17 protein-coding genes are annotated in these 22,238 nt (G+C 62.5%); 8 read left to right on the forward strand and 9 right to left on the reverse strand.

The features are described 5' to 3' along the window. The first annotated feature begins 62 nt into the window (after window positions 1-62). Window positions 63-941 (forward strand): DUF817 domain-containing protein, encoded by an 879-nt coding sequence (locus tag RBA40_RS13715; protein WP_306648406.1) that lies wholly within the window; start codon window positions 63-65, stop codon window positions 939-941. Window positions 942-1,003: 62 nt separating this feature from the next. Here the strand turns inward: RBA40_RS13715 and RBA40_RS13720 are convergent, their stop codons facing one another. The 8 genes from RBA40_RS13720 to RBA40_RS13755 all read right to left on the reverse strand — a co-directional run bounded on the left by RBA40_RS13720 (window position 1,004) and on the right by RBA40_RS13755 (window position 11,829). Next, on the reverse strand, window positions 1,004-3,481 hold the full coding sequence (locus tag RBA40_RS13720; RefSeq protein WP_306648407.1) for a TonB-dependent receptor plug domain-containing protein: 2,478 nt from the start codon (window positions 3,479-3,481) through the stop codon (window positions 1,004-1,006). A gap of 231 nt (window positions 3,482-3,712) precedes the next feature. Further along, window positions 3,713-4,486, reverse strand: coding sequence for a spermine/spermidine synthase domain-containing protein (locus tag RBA40_RS13725; protein WP_306648408.1), 774 nt, complete (start codon window positions 4,484-4,486; stop codon window positions 3,713-3,715). Between the two features lie 46 nt (window positions 4,487-4,532). Further along, a complete protein-coding gene (locus RBA40_RS13730; RefSeq protein ID WP_374710496.1) occupies window positions 4,533-5,864 on the reverse strand; it encodes a sensor histidine kinase in 1,332 nt (443 codons plus the stop codon). A 2-nt stretch (window positions 5,865-5,866) separates the two neighbouring features. Further along, complete coding sequence (locus RBA40_RS13735) at window positions 5,867-7,201, reverse strand: sigma-54-dependent transcriptional regulator (RefSeq protein ID WP_306648409.1); 1,335 nt, start codon at window positions 7,199-7,201, stop codon at window positions 5,867-5,869. A 39-nt stretch (window positions 7,202-7,240) separates the two neighbouring features. Then, window positions 7,241-8,479, reverse strand: a complete 1,239-nt coding sequence (locus RBA40_RS13740) for an ABC transporter permease (RefSeq protein ID WP_306648410.1) — start codon at window positions 8,477-8,479, stop codon at window positions 7,241-7,243. Between the two features lie 10 nt (window positions 8,480-8,489). Further along, window positions 8,490-9,803 (reverse strand): ABC transporter permease, encoded by a 1,314-nt coding sequence (locus RBA40_RS13745; protein ID WP_306648411.1) that lies wholly within the window; start codon window positions 9,801-9,803, stop codon window positions 8,490-8,492. A 9-nt stretch (window positions 9,804-9,812) separates the two neighbouring features. Next, window positions 9,813-10,529 (reverse strand): ABC transporter ATP-binding protein, encoded by a 717-nt coding sequence (locus RBA40_RS13750; RefSeq protein WP_306648412.1) that lies wholly within the window; start codon window positions 10,527-10,529, stop codon window positions 9,813-9,815. A 31-nt stretch (window positions 10,530-10,560) separates the two neighbouring features. Beyond that, the gene (locus RBA40_RS13755; RefSeq protein WP_306648413.1) at window positions 10,561-11,829 is read right to left on the reverse strand and encodes an efflux RND transporter periplasmic adaptor subunit; all 1,269 of its coding nucleotides are present in this window, start codon (window positions 11,827-11,829) and stop codon (window positions 10,561-10,563) included. Between the two features lie 223 nt (window positions 11,830-12,052). On the opposite strand from RBA40_RS13755, the gene RBA40_RS13760 reads away from it, so the two are divergent. Beyond that, the gene (locus RBA40_RS13760) at window positions 12,053-13,684 is read left to right on the forward strand and encodes a MutS-related protein (RefSeq protein ID WP_306648414.1); all 1,632 of its coding nucleotides are present in this window, start codon (window positions 12,053-12,055) and stop codon (window positions 13,682-13,684) included. Window positions 13,685-13,742: 58 nt separating this feature from the next. Here the strand turns inward: RBA40_RS13760 and RBA40_RS13765 are convergent, their stop codons facing one another. Further along, window positions 13,743-15,563, reverse strand: coding sequence for a phosphoethanolamine transferase (locus RBA40_RS13765; RefSeq protein ID WP_306648415.1), 1,821 nt, complete (start codon window positions 15,561-15,563; stop codon window positions 13,743-13,745). 180 nt (window positions 15,564-15,743) lie between these two features. On the opposite strand from RBA40_RS13765, the gene RBA40_RS13770 reads away from it, so the two are divergent. The 6 genes from RBA40_RS13770 to rpsJ all read left to right on the forward strand — a co-directional run bounded on the left by RBA40_RS13770 (window position 15,744) and on the right by rpsJ (window position 21,992). Continuing rightward, window positions 15,744-16,487, forward strand: coding sequence for a M48 family metalloprotease (locus RBA40_RS13770; RefSeq protein WP_306648416.1), 744 nt, complete (start codon window positions 15,744-15,746; stop codon window positions 16,485-16,487). Between the two features lie 454 nt (window positions 16,488-16,941). After that, entirely contained in the window at window positions 16,942-17,325 is a 384-nt protein-coding gene (gene rpsL / locus RBA40_RS13775) for a 30S ribosomal protein S12 (protein WP_025603541.1), read from the forward strand. Window positions 17,326-17,452: 127 nt separating this feature from the next. Then, window positions 17,453-17,923: a 30S ribosomal protein S7 gene (gene rpsG, locus RBA40_RS13780; RefSeq protein ID WP_054265804.1), complete on the forward strand. Its 471-nt coding sequence runs from the start codon at window positions 17,453-17,455 to the stop codon at window positions 17,921-17,923. A gap of 132 nt (window positions 17,924-18,055) precedes the next feature. Continuing rightward, window positions 18,056-20,161, forward strand: coding sequence for an elongation factor G (fusA, locus tag RBA40_RS13785; RefSeq protein WP_166881493.1), 2,106 nt, complete (start codon window positions 18,056-18,058; stop codon window positions 20,159-20,161). A 195-nt stretch (window positions 20,162-20,356) separates the two neighbouring features. Continuing rightward, entirely contained in the window at window positions 20,357-21,562 is a 1,206-nt protein-coding gene (gene tuf, locus RBA40_RS13790) for an elongation factor Tu (RefSeq protein ID WP_099873741.1), read from the forward strand. 112 nt (window positions 21,563-21,674) lie between these two features. After that, complete coding sequence (rpsJ, locus tag RBA40_RS13795) at window positions 21,675-21,992, forward strand: 30S ribosomal protein S10 (RefSeq protein WP_005663509.1); 318 nt, start codon at window positions 21,675-21,677, stop codon at window positions 21,990-21,992. The last annotated feature ends 246 nt before the right edge of the window (window positions 21,993-22,238 follow it).

Consider the following 22,238-nt stretch of genomic DNA (forward strand, 5'->3'; position numbering starts at 1 on the left):
AGATGCCGATGCCAGCATAACCATCCCGCCTTCGATTTCGTCACCCTGGAGTTTTTATCCGCATGGCCGCCCACATTCTGTCCCGGCTGTTCTCGTTGCGCCCAAGCGCGGTCGATGCGCATCTGCTGGCATTTCATCCCCGTCCCGGGCTCACCGGCCTGTCGCGCTTTGCCGCGGAGTTTCTCTACTTCGGCATCAAGGAGGCGCGCGCCTGCCTGTTCGCGGGGCTGTTCTTTGCAGCTGTGTTTTCGGTGCCGCGCACTGGCCTTTTGGGCGTTGCGCGCTACGACGTGCTGCTGATCGTTGCCCTCGCCATACAGGGCTGGATGATCTGGGCCAGGCTGGAGACGCGCGATGAACTCAAGGCAATCACCTTGTTTCACCTGATCGGCTTCGCCCTGGAAGTGTTCAAGACCTCCAGCAGCATCCAGTCATGGTCCTACCCGGACTTCGCGTACACGAAGCTGTTCGGCGTGCCGCTGTTTGCAGGATTCATGTATGCCGCCGTCGGCAGCTACATCATTCAAGCGTGGCGCTTGTTCGATTTGCGGGTCGAGCATCATCCGCCGCACTGGATGGGGGTGGTGATCGCGCTCCTCATCTACGTCAATTTTTTCACGCACCACTACATCGGCGACTATCGCTGGTACGTGGCGGCGTGCGCGCTCGGGCTGTATGCCAGGTCGACCGTCATCATGCGCCCGCTCGACGTGGAGCGCCGCATGCCTTTGCTGCTGGCCTTTGTGCTGATCGGCTTTTTCATCTGGCTGGCCGAAAATCTCAGCACCTTTTTCGGCATCTGGAAGTACCCCAACCAGCTGGGCGCGTGGTCGATGGTGCATGTCGGGAAGTGGAGTTCGTGGTCCTTGCTGGTCGTGATGACGTTTACGATCATCGTCAACCTCAAGCACATCAAGGCGCGCATTCACGTGCCTGCATAGGCGGTGAATGAAAAAAGGCCACGCCGTCGCCGGCGTGGCCTTGTCATGCGAGGTAGAAAAGCTTAGAAAGCCCAGTCAAGCTTCGCGTACATCTGGCGGCCGTTGATGCCGATCGGGCAGGTTTCCCAGCAGTGGGTGAAGCCCAGTTGCGGGAACGGTGCGGCCTTGGTCTTGTCCCACTCGGTCGGGTAGGTGTCGAACAGGTTGTTCACGCCGATCGATGCGCTGATCTTCTTGGTGAAGGCATAGCGCAACGACATGTCGACCAGCCACTTCGCTTCCCAGGTCTGGATGTACGGGGCGGTAAAGCCCTGGCCCTGCACGGCGCCGTAGTAGTTGGCGCGGGTGTTTACGTTCCATGGGCCGGTGGTGTAGTCGGCCGCGAGCACGTGCTTCTTGCGCGGCTGGCCGCGTTCGATCAGGGTCACTTGCGCGTCGTCGAACAACTGGGCACCGGTCAGCACCGGCGACTGCGATTTGCGGGCCTTGACTTCAGTCTTGCTGAAGCTCATCTGGCCGGACAGCACCAGGGTCGAGCCGCTCCACTTGGTGGTGTGCTCGGCCACCATGTCCAGGCCATCCGTGGTGGTGTCGATTGCATTGGTGAAGAACTGGGCCTGGCCGACCTTGAGCGGATCGAGGATCGACTTGATCGGGCACTTGGACGCCGGCACGCAGGCGCCGGATTCCGGGGCGATATTGCTCGAGAAGACGATGCGGTCGTCGATGTCGATGCGGTACAAGTCGGCGGTCACCGAGAAGTTGGGCATCGGGCGCACGATCATGCCGATGCTGGCGCTCTTCGAGGTCTCTTCCTTGAGCGGGGAGATGCCGAAGGCACGCGTGACCGGGCTGCCTTCGCGCGCGGTCAGCGTTTCGGTCAGCACGCCGGCCGAATTGAGGTTGGTCGACACGGAGCTGTAGAACTTCTGCTGCACGCTCGGTGCGCGGAAACCGGTCGACACGCTGCCACGCATGCCGAACTGGCGCGACGGATCGTAGCGCATGCTCAATTTGCCAGTGGTGGTGTTGCCGAAGTCAGAGTACTTTTCAAAACGCATCGCGGCGGCGACCAGCAGCTTCTCGGTGATGTTGTGTTCCGCATCGAGATACATGGCGATGTTGTGACGGCCCTGGTCAACTTCGGTGCCCGGGGTATAGCCAGGGAAGCCTTGCGCGCCGGAGGCCGCGATGCCGCCGACCTGGTCGAAGATCTTGATGGCCGGGTTGTTGGTGCGGCCGTACTGGTACGAGACCGGGTCGCCCGCTTCGATGGCGTAGTTGTCGCTGCGGTACTCGAAGCCGGTCGCCAGCTGCACGGTGCGGTCGCCAAACTTGATCGGACCGCGGATGTCGGCGTTGAAGGTGGTCTGGTTGAATTTCAGCTTGCCGGTATCGGCTTCCAGCGGCGATTCGGCATAGATGCCACCACCCGGTTTCGGCTCGTACCAGTAGCTGACGTTGATCGAGTTACGTTCATGGAAACCGAGTTCGCTGCGGCCGTGATTCACGCTCACGTCGAACTTCCAGTCGTTGGCCAGCTCGCGCTTGTAGCCGACCGCGAACGAGACGTCTTTCACCGTCGTCAGGATGTTCGGCAGGTAGCCGTTCGGGTAGACGGCAGGCACGGTGCGGCCGTCGCCCGGCGAGCGGAAAAAGCCCGCCGAGTCGCCGGTGCGCTTGGAGATGCCGCCGAAGGAGTAGATTTCGCTGCTGTCGTCGATCGGCAGCGCCGCATTCCACCACAGGTAGGCGTCTTTCGCCAGGCTGTCGCCGATGCGCTGGGTCACGCGCGGCGGGTCGACCCGCGCGGTGTCCGGGCCGGCGCGGTTGGTTTCGTTGCGGCGGCGGCCTTCGACCGACAGGTTCAGGTAACCGTTTTCACCCAGTTTGAAGCCCTTGTTGGCGCTGCCGGAGATCAGGTCGCCGTCGCCTTCGGACGTGGTGCCGACGCTGCTGCTCAATTGCGTTTCGTTGGTCTGGGTCTTGAGGACGATGTTGATCACGCCGGCGATCGCGTCGGAGCCGTATTGGGCGGCCGCGCCATCGCGCAGTACTTCGATGTGGTGGATGGCCGACAGCGGAATGGCATTGATGTCGGTACCGGCCGAGCCGCGTCCGACGGTTTGCTGCACATTGACCAGCGCCTGCTGGTGGCGGCGCTTGCCGTTCACGAGAACCAGCAGCTGGTCGGGACCGAGGCCGCGCAGGGTCGCAGGGCGGATGATGTCGGTGCCGTCGCTGATGAACGTCGACGAGAAGTTGAACGACGGGTCCAGCGTTTGCAGCAGCTTGCCCAGTTCCAGCGGACCGGCGGTCTGCATGTCCTTGATGTTGATCAGGCCGACCGGCGCGGCGGTATCGAGCGAGGTCTTTGCGGTCGAACGGGAACCGAGGATCACGACGGAAGCGGGGGTGTCCTCGCCACTGCGGGCGGCGGGGGCGGTGCCCTGCTGCGCGTAGGTGCTGTTCAACGCGAGCAGGAGGGCCGATGCGAGCAAGGTGCGTTTGAGGTGAGGGCTGCCTGGGTATTTCGTCATGTAAATGTCTCGTTTCTTTTCATTTTTAGGGAAGTCACTGGACACACCCTGGTGGGGCCAGCCAATGTGAAACGATACTACCTGACGAGTTTTGACACGCGCAACGAGTCATGACAGAGTGTTGTAAATCCGTGCAATGGCAGCAATATTGCGTGCTTCAATTCACAAAAGGCTGTAATCTCGACTACGTACACCGCGCGCGCGAGTCACTTATACGCTGCCGTTATTAGCTTATTCCTGCTGGTCCTGCATCCAGCCTTTCAAACCGGCGACCCAGTTCTTGGCGGGCAGGTTCATGCTTTTCTTGATGGCGCCCGCGCGCTCGTACAAAACCGAAAAATCGATCGCCGGCGCGCGCTTGAACGCCAGCACGACGATGTTCGCGTCATGCACTTCGGGCAGCCACACCACGGCGTCGAACACCAGCTCCATGTTCTGCAAATTCTTGTCGTAGTTCGAAAAATCGCCGAATACATTGGTGGTCATGATGCCGTCGTCGGCCAGGCAATCCATGCAGGCCTGGTAGAACTCGGGCGAGTCGAGCACGGGGCCGCGCGCTTCCTCGTCGTACAGGTCCACCTGCAGCACGTCGACCGTGCCGTGGTTGGCCGCATCGAGCACGAAATCCATCGCATCCATCTGGCGCACATCGAGGCGCGCGTCGTTCGGCGGCAGGCCGAAATGCGCGTGACAGATGTCGATCACGTTGGGATTGAGTTCGGCTACCGTCACGCGCGCCGCCGGAAAGCGCTGGTAGCAAAATTTGGTCAGGGCCGCGCTGCCCAGGCCCAGCTGGACGATGTGCTTCGGATGGTCGAGGAAGAGCATCCACATCATCATCATCTGCACGTATTCGAGCTCGATGTTGTCCGGCTTGGCCAGGCGCATGGCGCCCTGCACCCACGAGGTGCCCAGATGCAGGAAGCGCACGCCCTTGAATTCGGTGATGGTGGCCGGCGGGTGGCCGGGCGCGTCGAAACGGGAGGAAAGAGGGGTGTCGGACATCGCTGGCGGGGTAGAAAATGGAACCCGATCTTACCATTGCCCCCGCTTACGCCGGCAGGATCAGGGTGACCATCAGGCCGCCGCCGTCGCGGTTGCCGAGCGTGATGCGCCCGCCGTGCGCTTCGGCGATTTCGCGCGCCAGCGCCAGTCCCAGGCCGGTGCCACTGCGCTTGGTCGAGTAGAACGGCACCAGCGCATTGGTCAGCACGGCGTCGTTCATGCCCTGGCCGCGGTCCATCACCTCGATGCGCAACAGGCCCGGCGCCAGGCGCACCTGCAATGTCACGTCGGCGGCCGGCGAACCCGATTCGTGGGCGTTCTTGAGCAGGTTGAGCAAAGCCTGCTCCATCTGGGCCGGGTCGAACCTGGCCGGTTCAGGCGGCAGCGTGCCGGCAACCGTCAGGCCGACCTGCGAGGCGAGCCGGCTGATGAATCCCGGCCACGGGCATTCTTCGATGCGCGGCGACGGCAGCTTGGCGAAGCGCGCGTAGCCGAGGATGAAGCTTTCCAGGTGGCGCGTGCGCTCTTCGATGGTTTCCAGGATCTGTGGCAGGCGCTCGGTCTGGCCGCGCCGCACCAGCTCCGCGCCGGAATGGGCCAGGGAGGTCAGGGGCGCGAGCGAATTATTCAGTTCGTGGCTGATGACGCGGATGACTTTTTTCCAGGTCTGCACTTCCTGGCGCCGCAGTTCGTGGGTCAACTGGCGCAGCAGCAGCAGTTCGTGCTTGCGGCCATTGAGGCTGAAGCTGCGGCGCGCCAGATGATACACCTCCTCATCCTCGCCTTCGCCGGCCGTGAACAGGCCGTCGCCGCCGCGCTCCAGCGCTTCCACCAGCGCGGGCGAGGCCTGGCTGAGGATCTCGGAGAGGCGATGGCCTTCGAGTTTGCGGCCGTCACCGAGCATCTGGCGCGCCGACACGTTGGCGTACACGATCGCTCCCGCGCCACCCGCGCCACTGGCGCCGTCACCGACGAGCAGCATCGCCACCGGCGTGTTCTGGACCATGGTGTCGAGCAGCAGTTCGCGCTGCACCAGCGCCAGGCGCTGTTCGCGCAGCACATTTCCGAGCGCGTTGTGGGCGGCCACCAGGTCGGCCAGTTCGTCGTTCTGGGGCCAGTGCAGGCTGAATGAAAAGTCGCCATCCTTGTAGCTGGTGACGGTGCCTTCGAGCGCGCGAAACAGCGACAGGATCGGCCGGATCTGGGCGCGCATGGTAATGACCGCGATCGGCACGACGCATGTCAGCGACAGCACGAGCACCAGTAGCGCACGCCCCGGCAGCAGATGGTCCAGCCCGAGCGCGATGATGATGCCCAGTGCCAGCAGGGTGCCGACCAGGGCGGTCCAGCGGGTGACCAGGGACAGGCGTATGCCCATCGCTAGCGGGCGATCCCGAGGCGTTCCATGCGCCGGTACAGCGCCTGGCGCGACAGTCCCAGGTCGGCCGCCGCCTGCGCCACCACGCCGTTGGCGCGCGCCATGGCCTGGATAATGGCGTCGCGGTCCGGCTCCACCTCGATGCTGGCGGCGACCGTCAGCGTCACCGGCAGGCCAAGGTCGGTGGCCTTGATGATGTTGCCGGCCGCCAGCAGGCTGGCGCGCGCCATCACGTTCTTGAGTTCACGCACATTGCCCGGCCAGGCGTGCGCCAGCAGCGCGGCCTGGGCGCAGTGGTGCAAGCTTTTGCCGCGCGCGAGAAAAGCGGCCGCCAGCGGCAAAATGTCGGCCGGGCGCGCCGCCAGCGCAGGCAGGCGCAGTTCGATCACGTTCAGGCGGTAGAACAGGTCTTCGCGGAAGGTGCCGGCGCGGATCATCGCGCCCAGGTCGGCGTTGGTGGCGCTGATGACGCGCACCTTCACCTGCCGTTCGCGGTTCGACCCGAGGCGCTCGAAGCGCCCTGTTTCGAGCACGCGCAAGAGCTTCATCTGGCCGGCCAGCGGCAGGTTGCCGATTTCATCCAAAAACAGGGTACCGCCGTCGGCCGCCTCGAACTTGCCTTCGCGCGCGCGCGAGGCGCCGGTAAAGGCTCCCGCTTCGGCGCCGAACAGTTCGGCCTCGATCAGTTCGGACGGCAGGGCGCCGCAGTTGAGCACCACGAACGGCCCGTCCTCCACCAGCGAATTGGCCTGGATGATCTCGGCGATGCGTTCCTTGCCGGTGCCGTTCGGGCCGCTGATCAGTACCGGCACGTCGGCGCGCGCCACCTGGCAGGCCAGGTGCAGGATGCGTTCCATGGCCGCGTCCTGCCACACCATGCCGCGCAAGTCGAATCCCTGTTCCAGGTCGCGCCGGGCGCGCCGTTCGTGCTGCACGCGCTGCTGCAAGGCGCGGTTGGCCTGTCCCAGTTCGATCAGGTTCGTCACCGTGGCAATCAGGCGGTTGTCGCTCCACGGCTTGGCCAGATAGTCGGCCGCGCCCGACTTGACCAGGTCGACCGCCGCATCCAGATGGGTCCAGGCGGTCAGCAGGATCACCGGCAGGTCGGGGTGGCGCTTGCGGATTTCGCGGAACAGGGCCGTGCCTTCCTCGCCCGAGGTGGTGTCGGCCGAAAAGTTCATGTCCTGGATGACCAGGTCCACGCTGGCGCGCTCCAGGATGGCCAGCCCTTCTTCGGGCGAGGTGGCGCGTAGCGCCCCGATGTCGTGCAGCGAAAACAGGACATCGAGGGCGATGGCGACGGCGGCGTTGTCGTCGATGATCAATACAGTAGGCATGGTCGCTAGCATAACATCGGAACGCAGGTGTACACGCCGTCAGGCGCTGCGGGTGGCCGTGGCCGGCGAAATGGAGGCGGCGCGAAACGCCGGTCCATACACCGCACAGATGCCCAGCGCCCAGAACACGCCAGCGCCGACCGCCAGATACGCCACTGGCAGCCGGGCCATCTCGAGCTGGCTCACCAGCAACTGGTTCAGTGCCACCGACATCGCCACGCCGCACAGCACGCCCACGCTGGTGATCATGAAATTCTCGGTAATGAAGTAGCGCAGGATGTCGGCCCGCCGCGCCCCCAGCGCGCGGCGCACGCCGATCTGCTTGCGGCGCTGGGTGACCCACAGGCTGGCCATGCCGACGATGCCGCTGGCGGTAATGAGCAGCAGCAGCACGCTGACCCCGATCAGCATCCATGACAGCGCCATGTCGGCGCGGTAGCGCTCCTCGCGGTCATCGCTCACTGTCTGCATGGTGATGATCGCGCGGCCGCGGGTGCTGGCGCGCAGTGCCGCTTCGGCTTCCTTCATGACCCGGTCCAGCTGCCCCGCTTCGGCGCGCACCGTGTACATGACCGTGCTGAACGTCTTGCGCATCGGCACGATGAGCGCCAATTCGCCGCGTGTGCCCAGTTCCGCGCCCTGCGACTGCAGCGTCGCCACGACGCCGACCACGGTAGCGGCGTTACCGTCAGGGTTGCTGCCAAAGTAGAGTGTCTTGCCGAGCACCTGGCCAGCGCCCGGCCACAGCTTGGCGGCCAGCGCCCTGGTGACCAGCACCGATTTAGGAAACAGCGTTTCGGGAGAGGTGTTGCCGTCGATGTCGACCAGTTCTTCCGGTTTCAGGTCGCGCCCCTCGACCAGTTGCAGGCCCCAGGTATCGACCAGCGAATCGCTCGAATAGTACATCGACCCGAGCGCCGTTTCGGTGCCGGGGGCGCGCGATGCCGCCACGGTGCTGGTCCAGCCGGAGCGCGAAATCGGGGCCTGGCTGGCAAACGCCGCCGATGCCACGCCGCCGATGGCGCGCAGGGCTTGCGTTTCGGACTGCTGGCGCGCCAGCTGCTCCTGATGGCTGCCCTCGACCAGGTGGCGCATCCTGATGTGAAACACATCGCTCTCCCCGGCGATGCCGCTCGGGCGCGCTGCCACTGCCTGGCGCACATTGACGATGTGCAGTGCGTTGGTGAGGATCGCCAGGCTGATCGCCACTTGCAGCGCCACCAGGATGGCGCCGGTTTTGCTGCGCAATAGCGCAGAGAGGATGGGACGGATTTCCATATTGATTACCTTACTGCGATTTGAGTTGAATGGCCGGCGTGACCTGGCAGGCGCGCCAGGTCGGCAGCAGGCCGGCCAGGGTGGCCGCGCCCAGCGACAGCACGAAGGTCGCGCCCAGCATCTGCCAGTCCATGTTGGCGACGATCTGCAACTGCTCCGATTGCATGCGGATCAAGGCGAGCGCACCGAATGCCAGCGCCAGTCCGAGCAGGCCGCCGGCCAGGCCGACCACCGCGGTCTCGGTCAGGAACTGGCGAAAGATCTCCCTGCGCGAGGCGCCCAGCGCGCGCCGGATGCCGACTTCGGAGGCGCGCACCGAAAATTTGGCCAGCAGCAGGCCGATGGTGTTGACCAGGCAAAGCAGCAGGAAGCCGAAAGCCAGCCAGGCGGCAAGGCGGTTGTCATTGCCCACCACCTTGCGGTATTCGAGCCACTGCATGACGTCGAACAGCTGGTTCGGCTGATGGCGTTTCAGGCGCCCCAGCTTGCGCTGGGCGTCGGCGTAGTTGTTCAGGTAATCCTGCAATTGGGCGCGTCCGGCGCCGGTTTTGGTCTCGAAGAAAACCTGCAGCCAGGTGCACTCCGACTTGAGGAAGCCCTGCCAGCCCGGATCGGTGCGCCCCTGGCAGCTGATGCTTCCTTCCGGGTTGGCTTCATGCCGGATCGCGGTGGCGAACGGCATCATGATGTCGTCTTCCTGGCTGAAGGCGCCGCCGCCGATCAGCTTATAGAACTTTGGTACCGGCAGCCACGGCTTGCGCACGCCGACCACCTGGAATTGCGCCTCCATCAGGCCGATGCGCTTGCCGACGGGGTTGACCGCGCCGAACAGCTTCTCGGCCAGTGCCTGGCTGAGGACCACCACATCGGCGCCGGCACGCTCGTCGGCGTCGCTCCAGGCGTGCCCGTACAGGAAGGGCACGTCCATCATCGCGAAAAAGTCGCGCGTCAGGGCCAGGCCGGTGACCGACATCACCGGCATGTCCTTGCGTTCCGGTTCGAGCGGGGCGGACACGCCGTACAGCACCGTGCGGCGCTCGCCATGCCCATCCCTGAGAAAGTTCATCGCGTCCATGTACGTCGATTGCGGATCGTCGCGGTCCTGGTCCTGCGGGTTGAAGCCTTCCAGTCGGCCATTGTCGATTTCCGGAACGAACAGGCGCTCGCTCTTGTGCGCAATGGGGTTGCTCGACATGACGTGCAGGATGGTCAGGGTCGATACGCTGGCCGCCACGCCGATGGCCAGGGTGAGCACCATCAGCGCGGTGAGGACCGGGTTGCGGCGCAGGCTGCGTACGCCCAGCAGAAAATAGTACGAAAACATGGATGCTCCTTATGCGAGCTGGCCGCCAGCCCGGGCGCCGGCCAGGGTGGGCGGCTTGCGTACCAGGTCCGACACCTGGCCGTCGATGATGTGCACGTTGCGCTGCGAACGCACCGCCAGTTCCGGGTCGTGGGTGACCATCAGGATGGTGGTGCCCTGGGCGTTGATTTCTTCGAGCAGCTCCATCACGCCGCGCGCCATCTGGGTGTCGAGGTTGCCGGTCGGTTCATCGGCCAGCAGCAGCTTGGGCGAGCCGGCCAGCGCGCGCGCGATCGCCACGCGCTGCTGCTGGCCGCCCGACAGTTCGGCCGGATAGTGCTTCATGCGCGAGGCCAGGCCGACCTTGGACAGCGCGTCCTCGATGCGCTCCCTGCGTTCGGCGGCGTTGAAGCCCCGGTAGCGCAGCGGCACGTCCACGTTGTCGAACAGGGACAGGTCGGGAATCAGGTTGAAGCCCTGGAAGATGAAGCCCAGTTTTTCGTTGCGCAGGCGCGAACGGGCGTTGTCGTCCATGCCTTTCACGTTCACGCCATCGAGCACATACTCGCCGTCGGTGAATTCTTCGAGCAGGCCGGCGATGTTCAGAAAACTGGTCTTGCCGGAGCCGGAAGGGCCGGTGACGGTGACGAATTCGCCCTGTTTCACGTCGATCTCGAAGCCGCGCAGCGCGTGCGTCTCGATCATGTGGGTGCGGTATACCTTGCTCAGATTGGTCATGCGCAGCATGGACGGTCCTTTCGTTGGAAATTAGTTGATATCAGTTGTTTATCGAGACGCGCGCGGCGTTGGCGAAAGTGTCGGTGCCGGCGATGACGACCTTGTCGCCGGGTTTGAGGCCCGCCAGGATTTCGACCGACGACACGCTCGTCGCGCCCAGCTTGATCGGAGTGCGCACGGCCACGCCGTCCGCAAGCACGTAGGCGAAGCGGCCCCCTTCGCTTTCGACGAAGGGGCCGCGCGGCAGCAGGATGACGTCGCGCTTTTCTTCGATCAGCAGGCGCGCGCTGACGCGCTGGCTCTGGCGCAGGCCCTTGGGCTGGGCGCCGTCGAAGCGCACCCGCGCCAGTACCTGGTTCTTGACCACTTCGGGCGAGAGGGCCGACAGCTTGCCGCTGGCAGTGACGTTGCCAAGCGCGATCTCGGCGCTCATGCCCAGGCCCATGTCGTCGACGTAGGTTTCCGGGACTTCGAGTTCGACTTCGAGGCGCGACAAGTCCACCAGCGTCATGAGCGCCGCGTTGGCCGCCACCACGCTGCGGTTCTGCACCGACAGCGTGCCGATGAAGCCGTCGACCGGCGCGCGCACGGACAGTTCATCCACGCGGCGCTGGGCATTGGCCATGGACAGGCGCTGGCGATCGAGTTCGGCCACCTTGGTTTGCAGCGCCAGGCCGACGTCGTCGCCTTCCAGCGCGGCGGCCTGGGACGCATGGCGCGCGCGGATGCCGGCCGAGTTGAGCGCGTCCTTCGCCTTTTGATAGTCGATCTTGGCGATGATGCCTTCCTGGGTCACGCTGTCGTAGCGCTCCAGGGTGCGCTGGGCCGACAGGCGGTCGATCTCGGCGGTGTCGGCTTCGCGCTGGGCCAGCAGCTTCTGTTTTTTGGCCAGGATGCGCTGGCGCGCCACTTCCGCTTCGAGCTGCTGGTAGCTCGATTGCTCGCGTTTGAGCGCGTCGGACAGGTCGGGCGATTCGAGCAGCGCCAGGACCTGGCCTTTTTTCACCGTGTCGCCGGCTGCCACCTGGAGCGTGACGGTGGCCGGCGCGGTGGCGTACAGGGTGGGGCTGACGGCGGCGACCACACGGCCATTGACCGAGGCGTCGCGCACCAGCGTGCCGCGGGTGACTTCGGCCACGCGCAGGCGCGCCGCGCTGACCGCATGCTCGCTGGTGCGCCAGGCCGACAGCAGCAGCGCCACGCCCCCCAGCGCGCCCATGGCCGCCACGGCGGCCACGATGCGGCGCCTGGTCTTCTGTGCGGGGGGCGCGCTGATGGTGGCGTCCTGGGAAGAGGTATCTCGGATCATGGTTGTTGTCTGAACAGTAAATGGCAACATCTATGCAGGAACTGTGCCAAGTGCCAAGTGCTTGATTCATAGGGGATTCGGATATCGATGCGAGGCTGTCCGCGCCGTCCGGACGCGGCGTATGGACAGCGCCCGGACAGTGCGGACTTGCATTTTGTCAATTTATCCACATCTGGCAGGCTGGTTGCGCGACACCCGCGCGGCCGCAGGCCAGAAAGGCAGTATGTCCGCGTTCGTATCGACCTTGTCCGCCGTGTGGACGCAAGCTGTGACCCAGTTGCGCGCGTTCCTGATCATTCCCGACAGGGAGCCGGTTGATTACGGTTTCGTGGCGAGCGACGTGGCGCAGGTGCACCGGCTGTGCGCCGATCCGGCGCGTGGCGCGCTCGATGACGCCACCTGGAAGGACCTGCTGCTCGATACCTACCGCGCGCAGTTATCGAAAGAAGTGAGCATCTTCGGCCAGCAGGTGCTGTACCAGCGCCTGCGCGCGGGGCTGGACGACGACGCGTGCGCCGCCGTGGGCGAGCGTGTGCGCGACCTGATGGGCGATCCGGAGCGCCTGGCCGCGCTGCACCGCGACTGCACCTCGCTGCGCCATGCGGACAAGGAGATCGCCACCTTGCTGTACGAGGATGCTGCGCCGTCCGTGCCCTGGTGGGTCGGCAAGACCTGGCCGCTGCCGCTGCAGCTGCTGGCGTCGATCGCGGCCGTCATCGTCACGCCGGCCGCGTGGCTGGCCACCGGCGTGGTCGCGTACCTGTTAATGAGCACCCAGATGCGCTACTACGAACGGGTGGAAGAGTGGGAGCGCTCGATGAACGCGCTGCAGATGCTGCTGCGGGTCTCCAGCATCCTGGGCGCGCGCAAGGATGCGTTGCTGCTGCCGTTCGCCGGCCCGGCCGCGGCGGCGGGCAAGCTCAATCGCCAGCTGTCGCGCGCGCCGATGGTGGTCATGACGCCGGGCGCGCGCACTTATCTGGACTGGTTCATGCTCCACAACGTGAATCACTACTTCAAGGGCGTGCGGCTGGTGCACGGCAACCTGGACTTCCTGCGCGCGTGTTTTTTGCGGGTGGGCGAGCTGGAGGCCGATATCGCGCTGGCGCGCCATCTGCTCCAGGCGCCCGTGCTGTGCTGGGCCGAGCGCCACACGTCCCAGTCGATTGCGCTCGGGGGCACCGTGCATCCGCTGCTGCCGCAGGCGCAGGCGCTGTCGGTCAGGCTCGATGGCGGCGGCGCCTTCATCTCGGGCCAGAACGGGGTCGGCAAGAGCACCTTGCTGCGCACTGTTGGGGTGAACCTGGTGACGGCGCGCGCCTTCGGCTTTTGCTACGCCCATAAGGCGAGCGTGCCGGACCTGCCGGTCTACACCAGCATGCAGAGCGAGGATTCGCTGTTCGGCGGCGAGAGCCTGTACATGGCCGAACTGCGGCGCGCGCAGGAGCTGCTGGCGGCGGCCGACGGCGCGCACCCGGGCATCTGCATCATCGACGAGATTTTCCGCGGCACCAACCACCTCGAATCGGTGTCGGCGGCCGCGTCGGTGCTCGATGTGCTGGCGGCCAAGGGGCTGGTGATGGTCTCGTCGCACAACCTGGTGCTGGCGTCCTTGCTGGCGCAGCGGCTCTCGCCCCTGTGCGTGCGGCAGCACGCCGATGGCCGGCTGGCGCTGGAAGCGGGCGTGCTGGCGCATACCAACGGCATCGCCCTGCTGGCGCAGCGCGGCTTCGGTCCCGCCATCGAAGCGCGGGCGGGCAGGGTGTTCGACTGGCTCAATGGCTACCTGGCGCATCCGGGCGATTGCGACGGGGTGCTGGCGGGCGACACCATCAGTGAACCAGTATCGCCTTAACGCAGGCCCTGGATTGCCGCCTGCGCGGGATCATGTCGTCCTTAAGGGCGGTGATACGCTATTTTTCGCGCTTGAGCGGCGTGCCCTTGTCGATGATCTCGCGGCAGTCGCCTTTCCAGGTGGCGTTGTCGTAGTCGCTCCAGCCGTAGCTGTCGACGTAGCGCTTGTGCTGCTTGAAGCCGGGATTGACGAAACTCCATTCCAGGCGCTCGTCGGCGTAGCGGATGTCGGCCAGGTCGAGCAGGGTGTGGAACATGTTCTCGGTCGACAGGCGCGCCTTGCCGTGGCGCTGCAGCTGCGCCACCTTGTCGGGATAGCGCGCCAGGTACTGGTCCGAATACCAGAGCAGCGCGGGCACGTGGAATTCGTACTGGGTATTGTGGCCGTGGAAGGCCAGCTTGCAGCTGTTGTCGTACAGCGTCTGGCCGTGGTCGGACACGTACAGCATGGCGCTGCGCTGGCGCGAGCCTTTTAGCTGGCCAATGACGCTGGCCAGGAACCAGTCGGTATACAAGATGGTGCTGTCGTAGCTGTTATTGAGCTCGGTCTTGAGCGCCGGGTCGGTGTAGACCGGCTTGTCGATGCCGAACAGCGATGGCTGCCAGCGGTCGAACTGTTTCGGGTAGCGCTGGCTGTAGTTCCAGTGGCTGCCCAGCGAGTGCAGCACGATCAGCTTTTTCGGGGCCGGGTCGGCGATCGCGTTTCGCAGCGGCTCGAACAGGATCTCGTCGAAATTGGAGTTGTTGGTAAAGCCGCCCAGGTTGAGGAACTGGATCACGTCCGCCTCCTTGGCAAAAACCGAGACGGGCGTGTCGAATTCGCCGAACGAGATCTGGTTCGACAGCCAGTAGGTCTTGAAGCCGGCTTCCTTGTAGGCGGTCAGGAAGGATTTTTCGGCGAAGCCGTCCTTGAGGCTCTTGATGGCCGGTTTGCGCGAGATCATGACCGGGACCGACAACCGCGTGGCCGAGACGGACGTGATCACGTCGGGCAGGGTGACCAGGTTGGCTTCCTTGCCGAGCAGGGGATTGGTGTCGCGCGCGTAGCCGTTCAGGCTCCAGCGGTCGAAGCGCGACGATTCGCCGATCACCATCACCACGATTTCCGGCTGCGTATCGGGCGCTGCCTGGCGCGCGCCGAAGGTGAAGCCGCTGTTGCGCTGGCCCAGCTCGGCCAGGTGCTTGCGTTCTTTATAGAAGTCGACGCCGCGTGCCGTGATCCCGAAAGGCCAGGATTGCGCGAACGCGCCCAGTTCGAGCGGCAGCACCGCCCAGTGGGGCAGGGGAAGGGACTTCCAGCCGGTGTGTCCGGCGCCCGGGGCGGGTTTGCTGGCGCTGGCCGCCGCCGTCTTCGATGCCGCCCCTGGCGCGGCATCGCGTGGAGCGACGCCGAATTCGTGACCGTACGCCCACACGCCGGCGCCGATGGCCAGCAGGCCCAGGCTGAGCCAGCGCGAGCTGTCGTCCCAGTCGAGCTCGCGGGCGCGGCGGGCGGCCTGGAAGCTCGTCACCCACCAGGCAACGACCGCAGCCATCACGGCCAGCATCAGCCAGACCGTCTTGCCGAGAAATTCGAGCGCTTCCTTGGGACTGGTTTCGGCAATGATGCCGAGATGGTGGGTCGAAATGCTTTGCCCGTAGAAACTGAACAGGTAGATTTCGGTCGGCAGGGCCAGGAAAGCCGGGATCAGCAGCCAGTGGAACCGGGCGGGCCGCTTGAACAGCGCCCACACCGCCACCCAGGCTACCGCCTCGATGCCGAGCACCTGCCACGGACGGTCGAGCCGCTTGCCCAGCAGCATGGGGAAGAAGGGGATGGCCGACAGTGCCGCGTACGTCAGCAGCAGGTAGAGCGGGGCAGGGCGCAGCAGATGTCGCATCAGGGAAACGTGGTCCAGCAAAATTGCCATTATCCCGGGTTTTTAGTTCTCCCTGCCAAATATTCGATGGTGCAAGTGTTGTCGGGATTGTAATTAACTGTAGCCGGATGCAATGGATGATGCTGGCTGCTGCTACAATGGCAATGTTTTTATACTAATAACCTGAATGAGAGTAACTTCATGACATCTACAATTCGTATTGCCGCACTGGCCATGTGCCTCCTGTCCGCCGGCACCGCTTCGGCCATCGACCTCGGCGGCATGCTGGGCGCGGGCAAGGATCTGGCCAAGGCCGCCACCATCAGCGACAAGGACGTGATCGAAGGTTCGCGTCTGATGATGCGCCAGATGGACAAGGAAGAAAAAGTCGCGCCGGCCGGCAGCAAGTACGCCAAGCGCCTGGCGATGCTGACCAAGGGCCTGGAAAATGAAGATGGCCTGAAGCTGAACTTCGCGGTGTACCAGTCCAGTGAAGTCAATGCATTCGCCACGCCGGACGGCAGCATCCGTATTTACGCGGGCCTGATGGACCTGATGAACGACGACGAACTGCGCGGCGTGATCGGCCACGAAATCGGCCATACCAAGCTGGGTCACTCGGCGTCGCAGATGAAAAAGGCGCTGTTGCTGTCGGCCGGTACCAAGGCGGCGGGCGCGAGCGGCAACCAGATCGGCGGCATGGTCGCAGCCAATGAAGAAACCATCAAGGCCTTCGGCAATGCGCAGTTCTCGCAGTCCGATGAGACCTCGTCGGATGACTATGGCTTCAAGTTCATGCAGAAGCACAAGTACGACGTGCGCGCGATGGAGTCGGCATTTCGCAAGCTGGCCAAGCAGGAACAGGGCGAAGGCAGCATGATGGCGAGCCACCCGGGTTCGAACTCGCGCGCCGATCGCATGAAGGCGGCGGCTGACAAGCTGTAATAGTCAGGTTTCAGTACCGCTCAATTAGCTTTGTCGTTTCTGGCACTGCCAGAAACGACTCCCCGCGCCAGGGCGGCGCTCGGCGGGGACCCAAGTTGCTCGCTCAGTTGGTGGCTGCGCTACGAACCTGGGTCCCGCCGAGTGCCGCCTTGGCGCGGGGACGACGAGTCAGCGGCGCTTAACCACTGTCTCACCCCCGCCACACTCCCCGTTTCCCCTGGCACCATCGCCCCACATCCGCATTGCCAAGCGTTAAACTGTTTGACTGCCTGTCCCATCGCGTCTATACTCGCGAGTTCTCGATTTTATTCTGCGCATTGTTTACGCATTCAGCGCCGCTCCCCGCAGGGCGGCTGTCGGTGCCTCTCCTGCGTAGTCCTCGTCGGGACTCCGTTTTAGTCCCCGGACACGTTGTCCGGGTTATTCATGTTGTAATTTTGTTGGATTTATAACGATGCCAACCATCAATCAACTGATTCGCAATCCACGTGTCGCTCTGACCGTGAAAAGCAAATCGCCGGCGCTGGAAAACAGCCCGCAAAAACGTGGTGTTTGCACCCGTGTGTACACGACGACTCCAAAGAAGCCAAACTCGGCTCTGCGTAAAGTCGCCAAAGTTCGCCTGACCAACGGTTTCGAAGTCATTTCGTACATCGGCGGTGAAGGCCACAACCTGCAAGAACACAGTGTCGTGCTGCTGCGCGGCGGTCGTGTCAAGGATTTGCCGGGTGTGCGTTACCACATGGTTCGCGGTGCACTGGATACCCAGGGCGTTAAAGACCGTAAGCAAGCTCGTTCGAAGTACGGTACGAAGCGCGCTAAAGCAGGCAAGAAGTAATTTTTCGCCCCGCTTTCACTAGAAGTTTAACGAGTTGAACCGACCGTAATGGTCGAGTAAGTGGATGGCTATGATGGCCTCCGCGAGTGCGCACCGCGCGCTCAACTGAAGATAGGAAGGAATTGATATGCCACGTCGTCGTGAAGTACCCAAGCGCGAAATCTTGCCAGATCCAAAGTTCGGTAACCAAGATGTCGCCAAATTCGTCAACGTACTGATGCTGTCCGGTAAAAAATCGGTTGCAGAAAACATCATCTACGGTGCATTTGAGCACATCAAGCAAAAGTCCGGCAAAGACCCGCTCGAAGTGTTTGCAACCGCGATCAACAATGCCAAGCCGATGGTCGAGGTTAAGTCCCGCCGCGTCGGTGGTGCCAACTACCAGGTGCCAGTTGAAGTTCGTCCGGTTCGTCGTATGGCGCTGTCCATGCGTTGGTTGCGCGAAGCCGCAAACAAGCGCAGCGAAAAATCCATGCCGCAACGCCTCGGTGGTGAACTGATGGAAGCCGCTGAAATGCGCGGTGGTGCTATGAAGAAGCGGGACGAAGTTCACCGCATGGCAGAAGCGAACAAAGCGTTCTCGCATTTCCGCTTCTAATCAATTGGCCACGCCCCGGTTTGCACATTTGTGCGAGCCCAGGCGCGGCCATGTATCTGTTGTTCGAGGCCGGGCTCATTTTGTTCACAAAATGCCGCTCGGTTTTGTCCATTAAAAGATTTAGGAATAATTATGGCACGCAAGACCCCCATTGAGCGCTACCGCAATATCGGTATCTCGGCTCACATCGATGCTGGCAAGACCACCACGACCGAGCGCGTCCTGTTCTACACGGGCGTGAACCACAAGATCGGCGAAGTGCATGATGGCGCGGCCACCATGGACTGGATGGAGCAAGAGCAGGAACGCGGTATCACGATTACCTCGGCTGCGACGACCTGCTTCTGGAAAGGGATGGCTAACAATTTCCCTGAGCACCACATCAACATCATCGACACCCCGGGCCACGTTGACTTCACCATTGAAGTTGAACGCTCGATGCGCGTGCTCGACGGTGCTTGCATGGTTTACTGCGCAGTGGGCGGTGTTCAGCCACAGTCGGAAACCGTATGGCGCCAGGCGAACAAGTACAAGGTTCCACGTCTTGCTTTTGTCAACAAGATGGACCGTACCGGCGCCAACTTCTTCAAGGTCTACGAGCAGATGCGCGCGCGCCTGAAGGCGAACCCGATTCCGCTGCAGATTCCTATCGGCGCCGAAGACAACTTCAAGGGCGTGGTCGATCTGGTCAAGATGAAAGCCATCTACTGGGACGACGCGTCGCAGGGCATGAAGTTCGACTACCGCGACATTCCTGCTGAGTTGCAAGAGCAGGCTGCCGAGTGGCGTCTGAAGCTGGTCGAAACCGCTGCTGAAGCGAACGACGAACTGATGAACAAGTACCTGGAAGAAGGCGACCTGTCGGAAGCCGAGATCAAGGCTGCTCTGCGCCAGCGTACCATCGCGTCGGAAATCGTCCCGATGATGTGCGGCACCGCGTTCAAGAACAAGGGCGTGCAAGCCATGCTCGACGGCGTGATCGAATACCTGCCATCGCCAATCGACATCCCGCCAGTCAAGGGCATGGACGAAGATGACCAGCCGACCACGCGTAAAGCGGAAGACGACGAGAAATTCTCGGCGCTGGCATTCAAGATCATGACCGACCCGTTCGTGGGCCAGCTGATCTTCTTCCGCGTCTACTCGGGCATGATCAAGTCGGGCGACACCGTCTACAATCCGATCAAGAACAAGAAAGAGCGTCTTGGCCGTATTTTGCAGATGCACGCTAACCAGCGCGAAGAAATCAAGGAAGTCCACGCCGGCGACATCGCCGCCGCGGTCGGCCTGAAAGACGCGACCACGGGCGAAACCCTGTGCGATCCATCGTCGATCATCACGCTGGAAAAAATGGTCTTCCCTGAGCCGGTGATTCAGCAGGCAGTCGAGCCGAAAACCAAGGCTGACCAGGAAAAAATGGGCCTGGCGCTGAACCGCCTGGCACAGGAAGATCCTTCGTTCCGCGTAAAAACCGATGAAGAATCGGGCCAGACCATCATCGGTGGTATGGGCGAGTTGCACCTGGAAATTATCGTTGACCGCATGAAGCGCGAATTCGGCGTCGAAGCGACCGTCGGCAAGCCACAAGTGGCTTACCGCGAAACGATCCGCAAGGTGTGCGAAGAATCCGAAGGCAAGTTCGTCAAGCAGTCGGGCGGTCGTGGTCAGTACGGTCACGTTGTCCTGAAGATCGAGCCGCAAGAAGCCGGCAAAGGCTTTGAATTCGTCGACGCCATCAAGGGCGGCACCGTTCCACGCGAATACATCCCTGCGGTTGAAAAGGGTGTGCGCGGTACGCTCAACGCCGGCGTGATGGCCGGTTATCCGGTGGTCGACGTCAAGGTCACGCTGTTCTTCGGTTCGTACCACGATGTGGACTCGAACGAAAACGCGTTCCAGATGGCCGCTTCGATGGCATTCAAAGATGGTTGCCGTAAAGCATCGCCAGTCATCCTCGAGCCAATGATGGCCGTGGAAGTGGAAACGCCGGAAGACTACGCCGGTACCGTGATGGGCGATCTGTCGTCCCGCCGCGGTATGGTGCAGGGCATGGACGAGATCCCAGGCGGCGGCGGCAAGATCATCAAAGCCGAAGTGCCACTGTCCGAAATGTTCGGTTACTCGACCTCGCTGCGTTCCGCAACGCAAGGCCGTGCTACCTACACGATGGAATTCAAGCACTACTCGGAAGCGCCTAAGCACGTTACTGACGCAATCGTTACTGCTAAAGCAAAATAATCAGTTTAATCGTTTGCGGGACAGGGCAGGGTTCACCGCCGTTGCCCGGTCCTCAACTGATTAGTACAGAACAGAGCAGGGTTCATCGCCTTTGCTCTGTCCTCAACTGACTAAATTCTGACTTGCCAGGCGCGGCCATAAGCCGCACCGGCATCGAACAAAAATTGTAAAAATAGTCTTTAAAGGAAATTCAAAATGGCAAAAGGTAAATTCGAACGGACCAAGCCGCACGTCAACGTGGGCACCATCGGTCACGTCGACCACGGCAAGACCACCCTGACGGCTGCGATCGCAACCGTTCTGTCGAAGAAATTCGGCGGCGAAGCAAAAGCATACGACCAGATCGATGCAGCACCAGAAGAAAAAGCGCGCGGCATCACCATCAACACCGCTCACGTCGAGTACGAAACGGCTAACCGCCACTACGCTCACGTTGACTGCCCAGGCCACGCCGATTACATCAAGAACATGATCACCGGCGCAGCACAGATGGACGGCGCGATCCTGGTTTGCTCCGCAGCTGACGGCCCAATGCCACAGACCCGCGAGCACATCCTGCTGGCACGCCAGGTTGGCGTTCCTTACATCATCGTGTTCCTGAACAAGTGCGACCTGGTCGACGACGCAGAACTGCTGGAACTGGTTGAAATGGAAGTGCGCGAGCTCTTGTCGAAATACGAGTTCCCAGGCGACGACCTGCCAATCATCAAGGGTTCGGCACGTATGGCCCTCGAAGGCAACACCGGCGAAATGGGCGAAGTGGCGATCATGGCTCTGGCCGACGCACTCGACAGCTACATCCCAACGCCAGAGCGCGCAATCGACGGCGCCTTCCTGATGCCTGTGGAAGACGTGTTCTCGATCTCGGGTCGCGGCACCGTTGTGACCGGCCGTATCGAGCGCGGTGTTGTTAAAGTCGGCGAAGAAATCGAAATCGTCGGCATCTCCGACACCGTCAAGACCACTTGCACCGGCGTGGAAATGTTCCGCAAGCTGCTGGACCAGGGTCAAGCTGGCGACAACGTCGGTCTGCTGCTGCGCGGCACCAAGCGTGAAGACGTACAGCGTGGTCAGGTTCTGGCCAAGCCAAACTCGATCAAGCCGCACAATCACTTCACCGGTGAGATCTACGTCCTGTCGAAAGACGAAGGCGGCCGTCACACCCCGTTCTTCAACAACTATCGTCCACAGTTCTACTTCCGTACCACGGACGTGACTGGTTCGATCGAGTTGCCAGCGGACAAAGAAATGGTTATGCCAGGCGATAACGTGTCGATCACCGTCAAGCTGATCAACCCGATCGCGATGGAAGAAGGCCTGCGTTTCGCAATCCGCGAAGGTGGCCGTACCGTTGGTGCAGGTGTTGTTGCGAAGATTCTCAGCGAAGTAGCTGGCAAGTAATTCGTAGTAAAGGGCAGGAAAGCAGGTATACTTGCTTTCTTGCCTGATGTGCCCAAGCAAAAAATTCATATTGCCGGCTCCATGCCGGTTCGTTCTTTTTAAGGGAATTACCATGTCCGCACCAAACCAGAAAATCCGCATTCGCCTCAAAGCGTTCGACTACAAGCTGATCGACCAGTCCGCACTGGAAATCGTCGACACCGCCAAGCGTACCGGCGCTGTTGTCAAAGGCCCAGTCCCACTGCCAACCCGCATCCAGCGTTTTGACGTCCTGCGTTCGCCGCACGTCAACAAAACCTCGCGCGATCAGTTCGAAATCCGTACGCACCAGCGTCTGATGGACATCGTGGACCCAACGGACAAGACCGTTGACGCGCTGATGAAGCTGGATCTGCCAGCTGGCGTCGACGTCGAAATCAAACTGCAATAATCATTGCAGTGTTGCCGCCGGCGCATTGATATGCGCGGGCGAGTCAGGGCCGGGCGAGTTCGCTTTTAGCGAACGGACCCGGCCCTGATGCGTTTTACGGGCCGCATGCCTGAATGGGCTCACGAGATCCGCGCTGCGAACCTCGCCATCCCGCACGCATTATGGGATTCTCAGTATCCATAAAGTTACTATTGTTGCGATGCGACATGGCGGCGTCTATACTCTGGCGCCCTATCTTCCCGCCCG

Origin of the sequence: Massilia pseudoviolaceinigra (genome assembly GCF_030846505.1) — a bacterium.
Classification (GTDB): domain Bacteria; phylum Pseudomonadota; class Gammaproteobacteria; order Burkholderiales; family Burkholderiaceae_D; genus Telluria_A; species Telluria_A violaceinigra.

Coding starts and splice junctions, on each gene's coding strand:
- RBA40_RS13715 (WP_306648406.1), top strand. CDS start 63: ATGGCCGCCCACATTCTGTCCCGGCTGTTCTCGTTGCGCCCAAGCGCG.
- RBA40_RS13720 (WP_306648407.1), bottom strand. CDS start 3,481: ATGACGAAATACCCAGGCAGCCCTCACCTCAAACGCACCTTGCTCGCA.
- RBA40_RS13725 (WP_306648408.1), bottom strand. CDS start 4,486: ATGTCCGACACCCCTCTTTCCTCCCGTTTCGACGCGCCCGGCCACCCG.
- RBA40_RS13730 (WP_374710496.1), bottom strand. CDS start 5,864: ATGGGCATACGCCTGTCCCTGGTCACCCGCTGGACCGCCCTGGTCGGC.
- RBA40_RS13735 (WP_306648409.1), bottom strand. CDS start 7,201: ATGCCTACTGTATTGATCATCGACGACAACGCCGCCGTCGCCATCGCC.
- RBA40_RS13740 (WP_306648410.1), bottom strand. CDS start 8,479: ATGGAAATCCGTCCCATCCTCTCTGCGCTATTGCGCAGCAAAACCGGC.
- RBA40_RS13745 (WP_306648411.1), bottom strand. CDS start 9,803: ATGTTTTCGTACTATTTTCTGCTGGGCGTACGCAGCCTGCGCCGCAAC.
- RBA40_RS13750 (WP_306648412.1), bottom strand. CDS start 10,529: ATGCTGCGCATGACCAATCTGAGCAAGGTATACCGCACCCACATGATC.
- RBA40_RS13755 (WP_306648413.1), bottom strand. CDS start 11,829: ATGATCCGAGATACCTCTTCCCAGGACGCCACCATCAGCGCGCCCCCC.
- RBA40_RS13760 (WP_306648414.1), top strand. CDS start 12,053: ATGTCCGCGTTCGTATCGACCTTGTCCGCCGTGTGGACGCAAGCTGTG.
- RBA40_RS13765 (WP_306648415.1), bottom strand. CDS start 15,563: ATGCGACATCTGCTGCGCCCTGCCCCGCTCTACCTGCTGCTGACGTAC.
- RBA40_RS13770 (WP_306648416.1), top strand. CDS start 15,744: ATGACATCTACAATTCGTATTGCCGCACTGGCCATGTGCCTCCTGTCC.
- rpsL (WP_025603541.1), top strand. CDS start 16,942: ATGCCAACCATCAATCAACTGATTCGCAATCCACGTGTCGCTCTGACC.
- rpsG (WP_054265804.1), top strand. CDS start 17,453: ATGCCACGTCGTCGTGAAGTACCCAAGCGCGAAATCTTGCCAGATCCA.
- fusA (WP_166881493.1), top strand. CDS start 18,056: ATGGCACGCAAGACCCCCATTGAGCGCTACCGCAATATCGGTATCTCG.
- tuf (WP_099873741.1), top strand. CDS start 20,357: ATGGCAAAAGGTAAATTCGAACGGACCAAGCCGCACGTCAACGTGGGC.
- rpsJ (WP_005663509.1), top strand. CDS start 21,675: ATGTCCGCACCAAACCAGAAAATCCGCATTCGCCTCAAAGCGTTCGAC.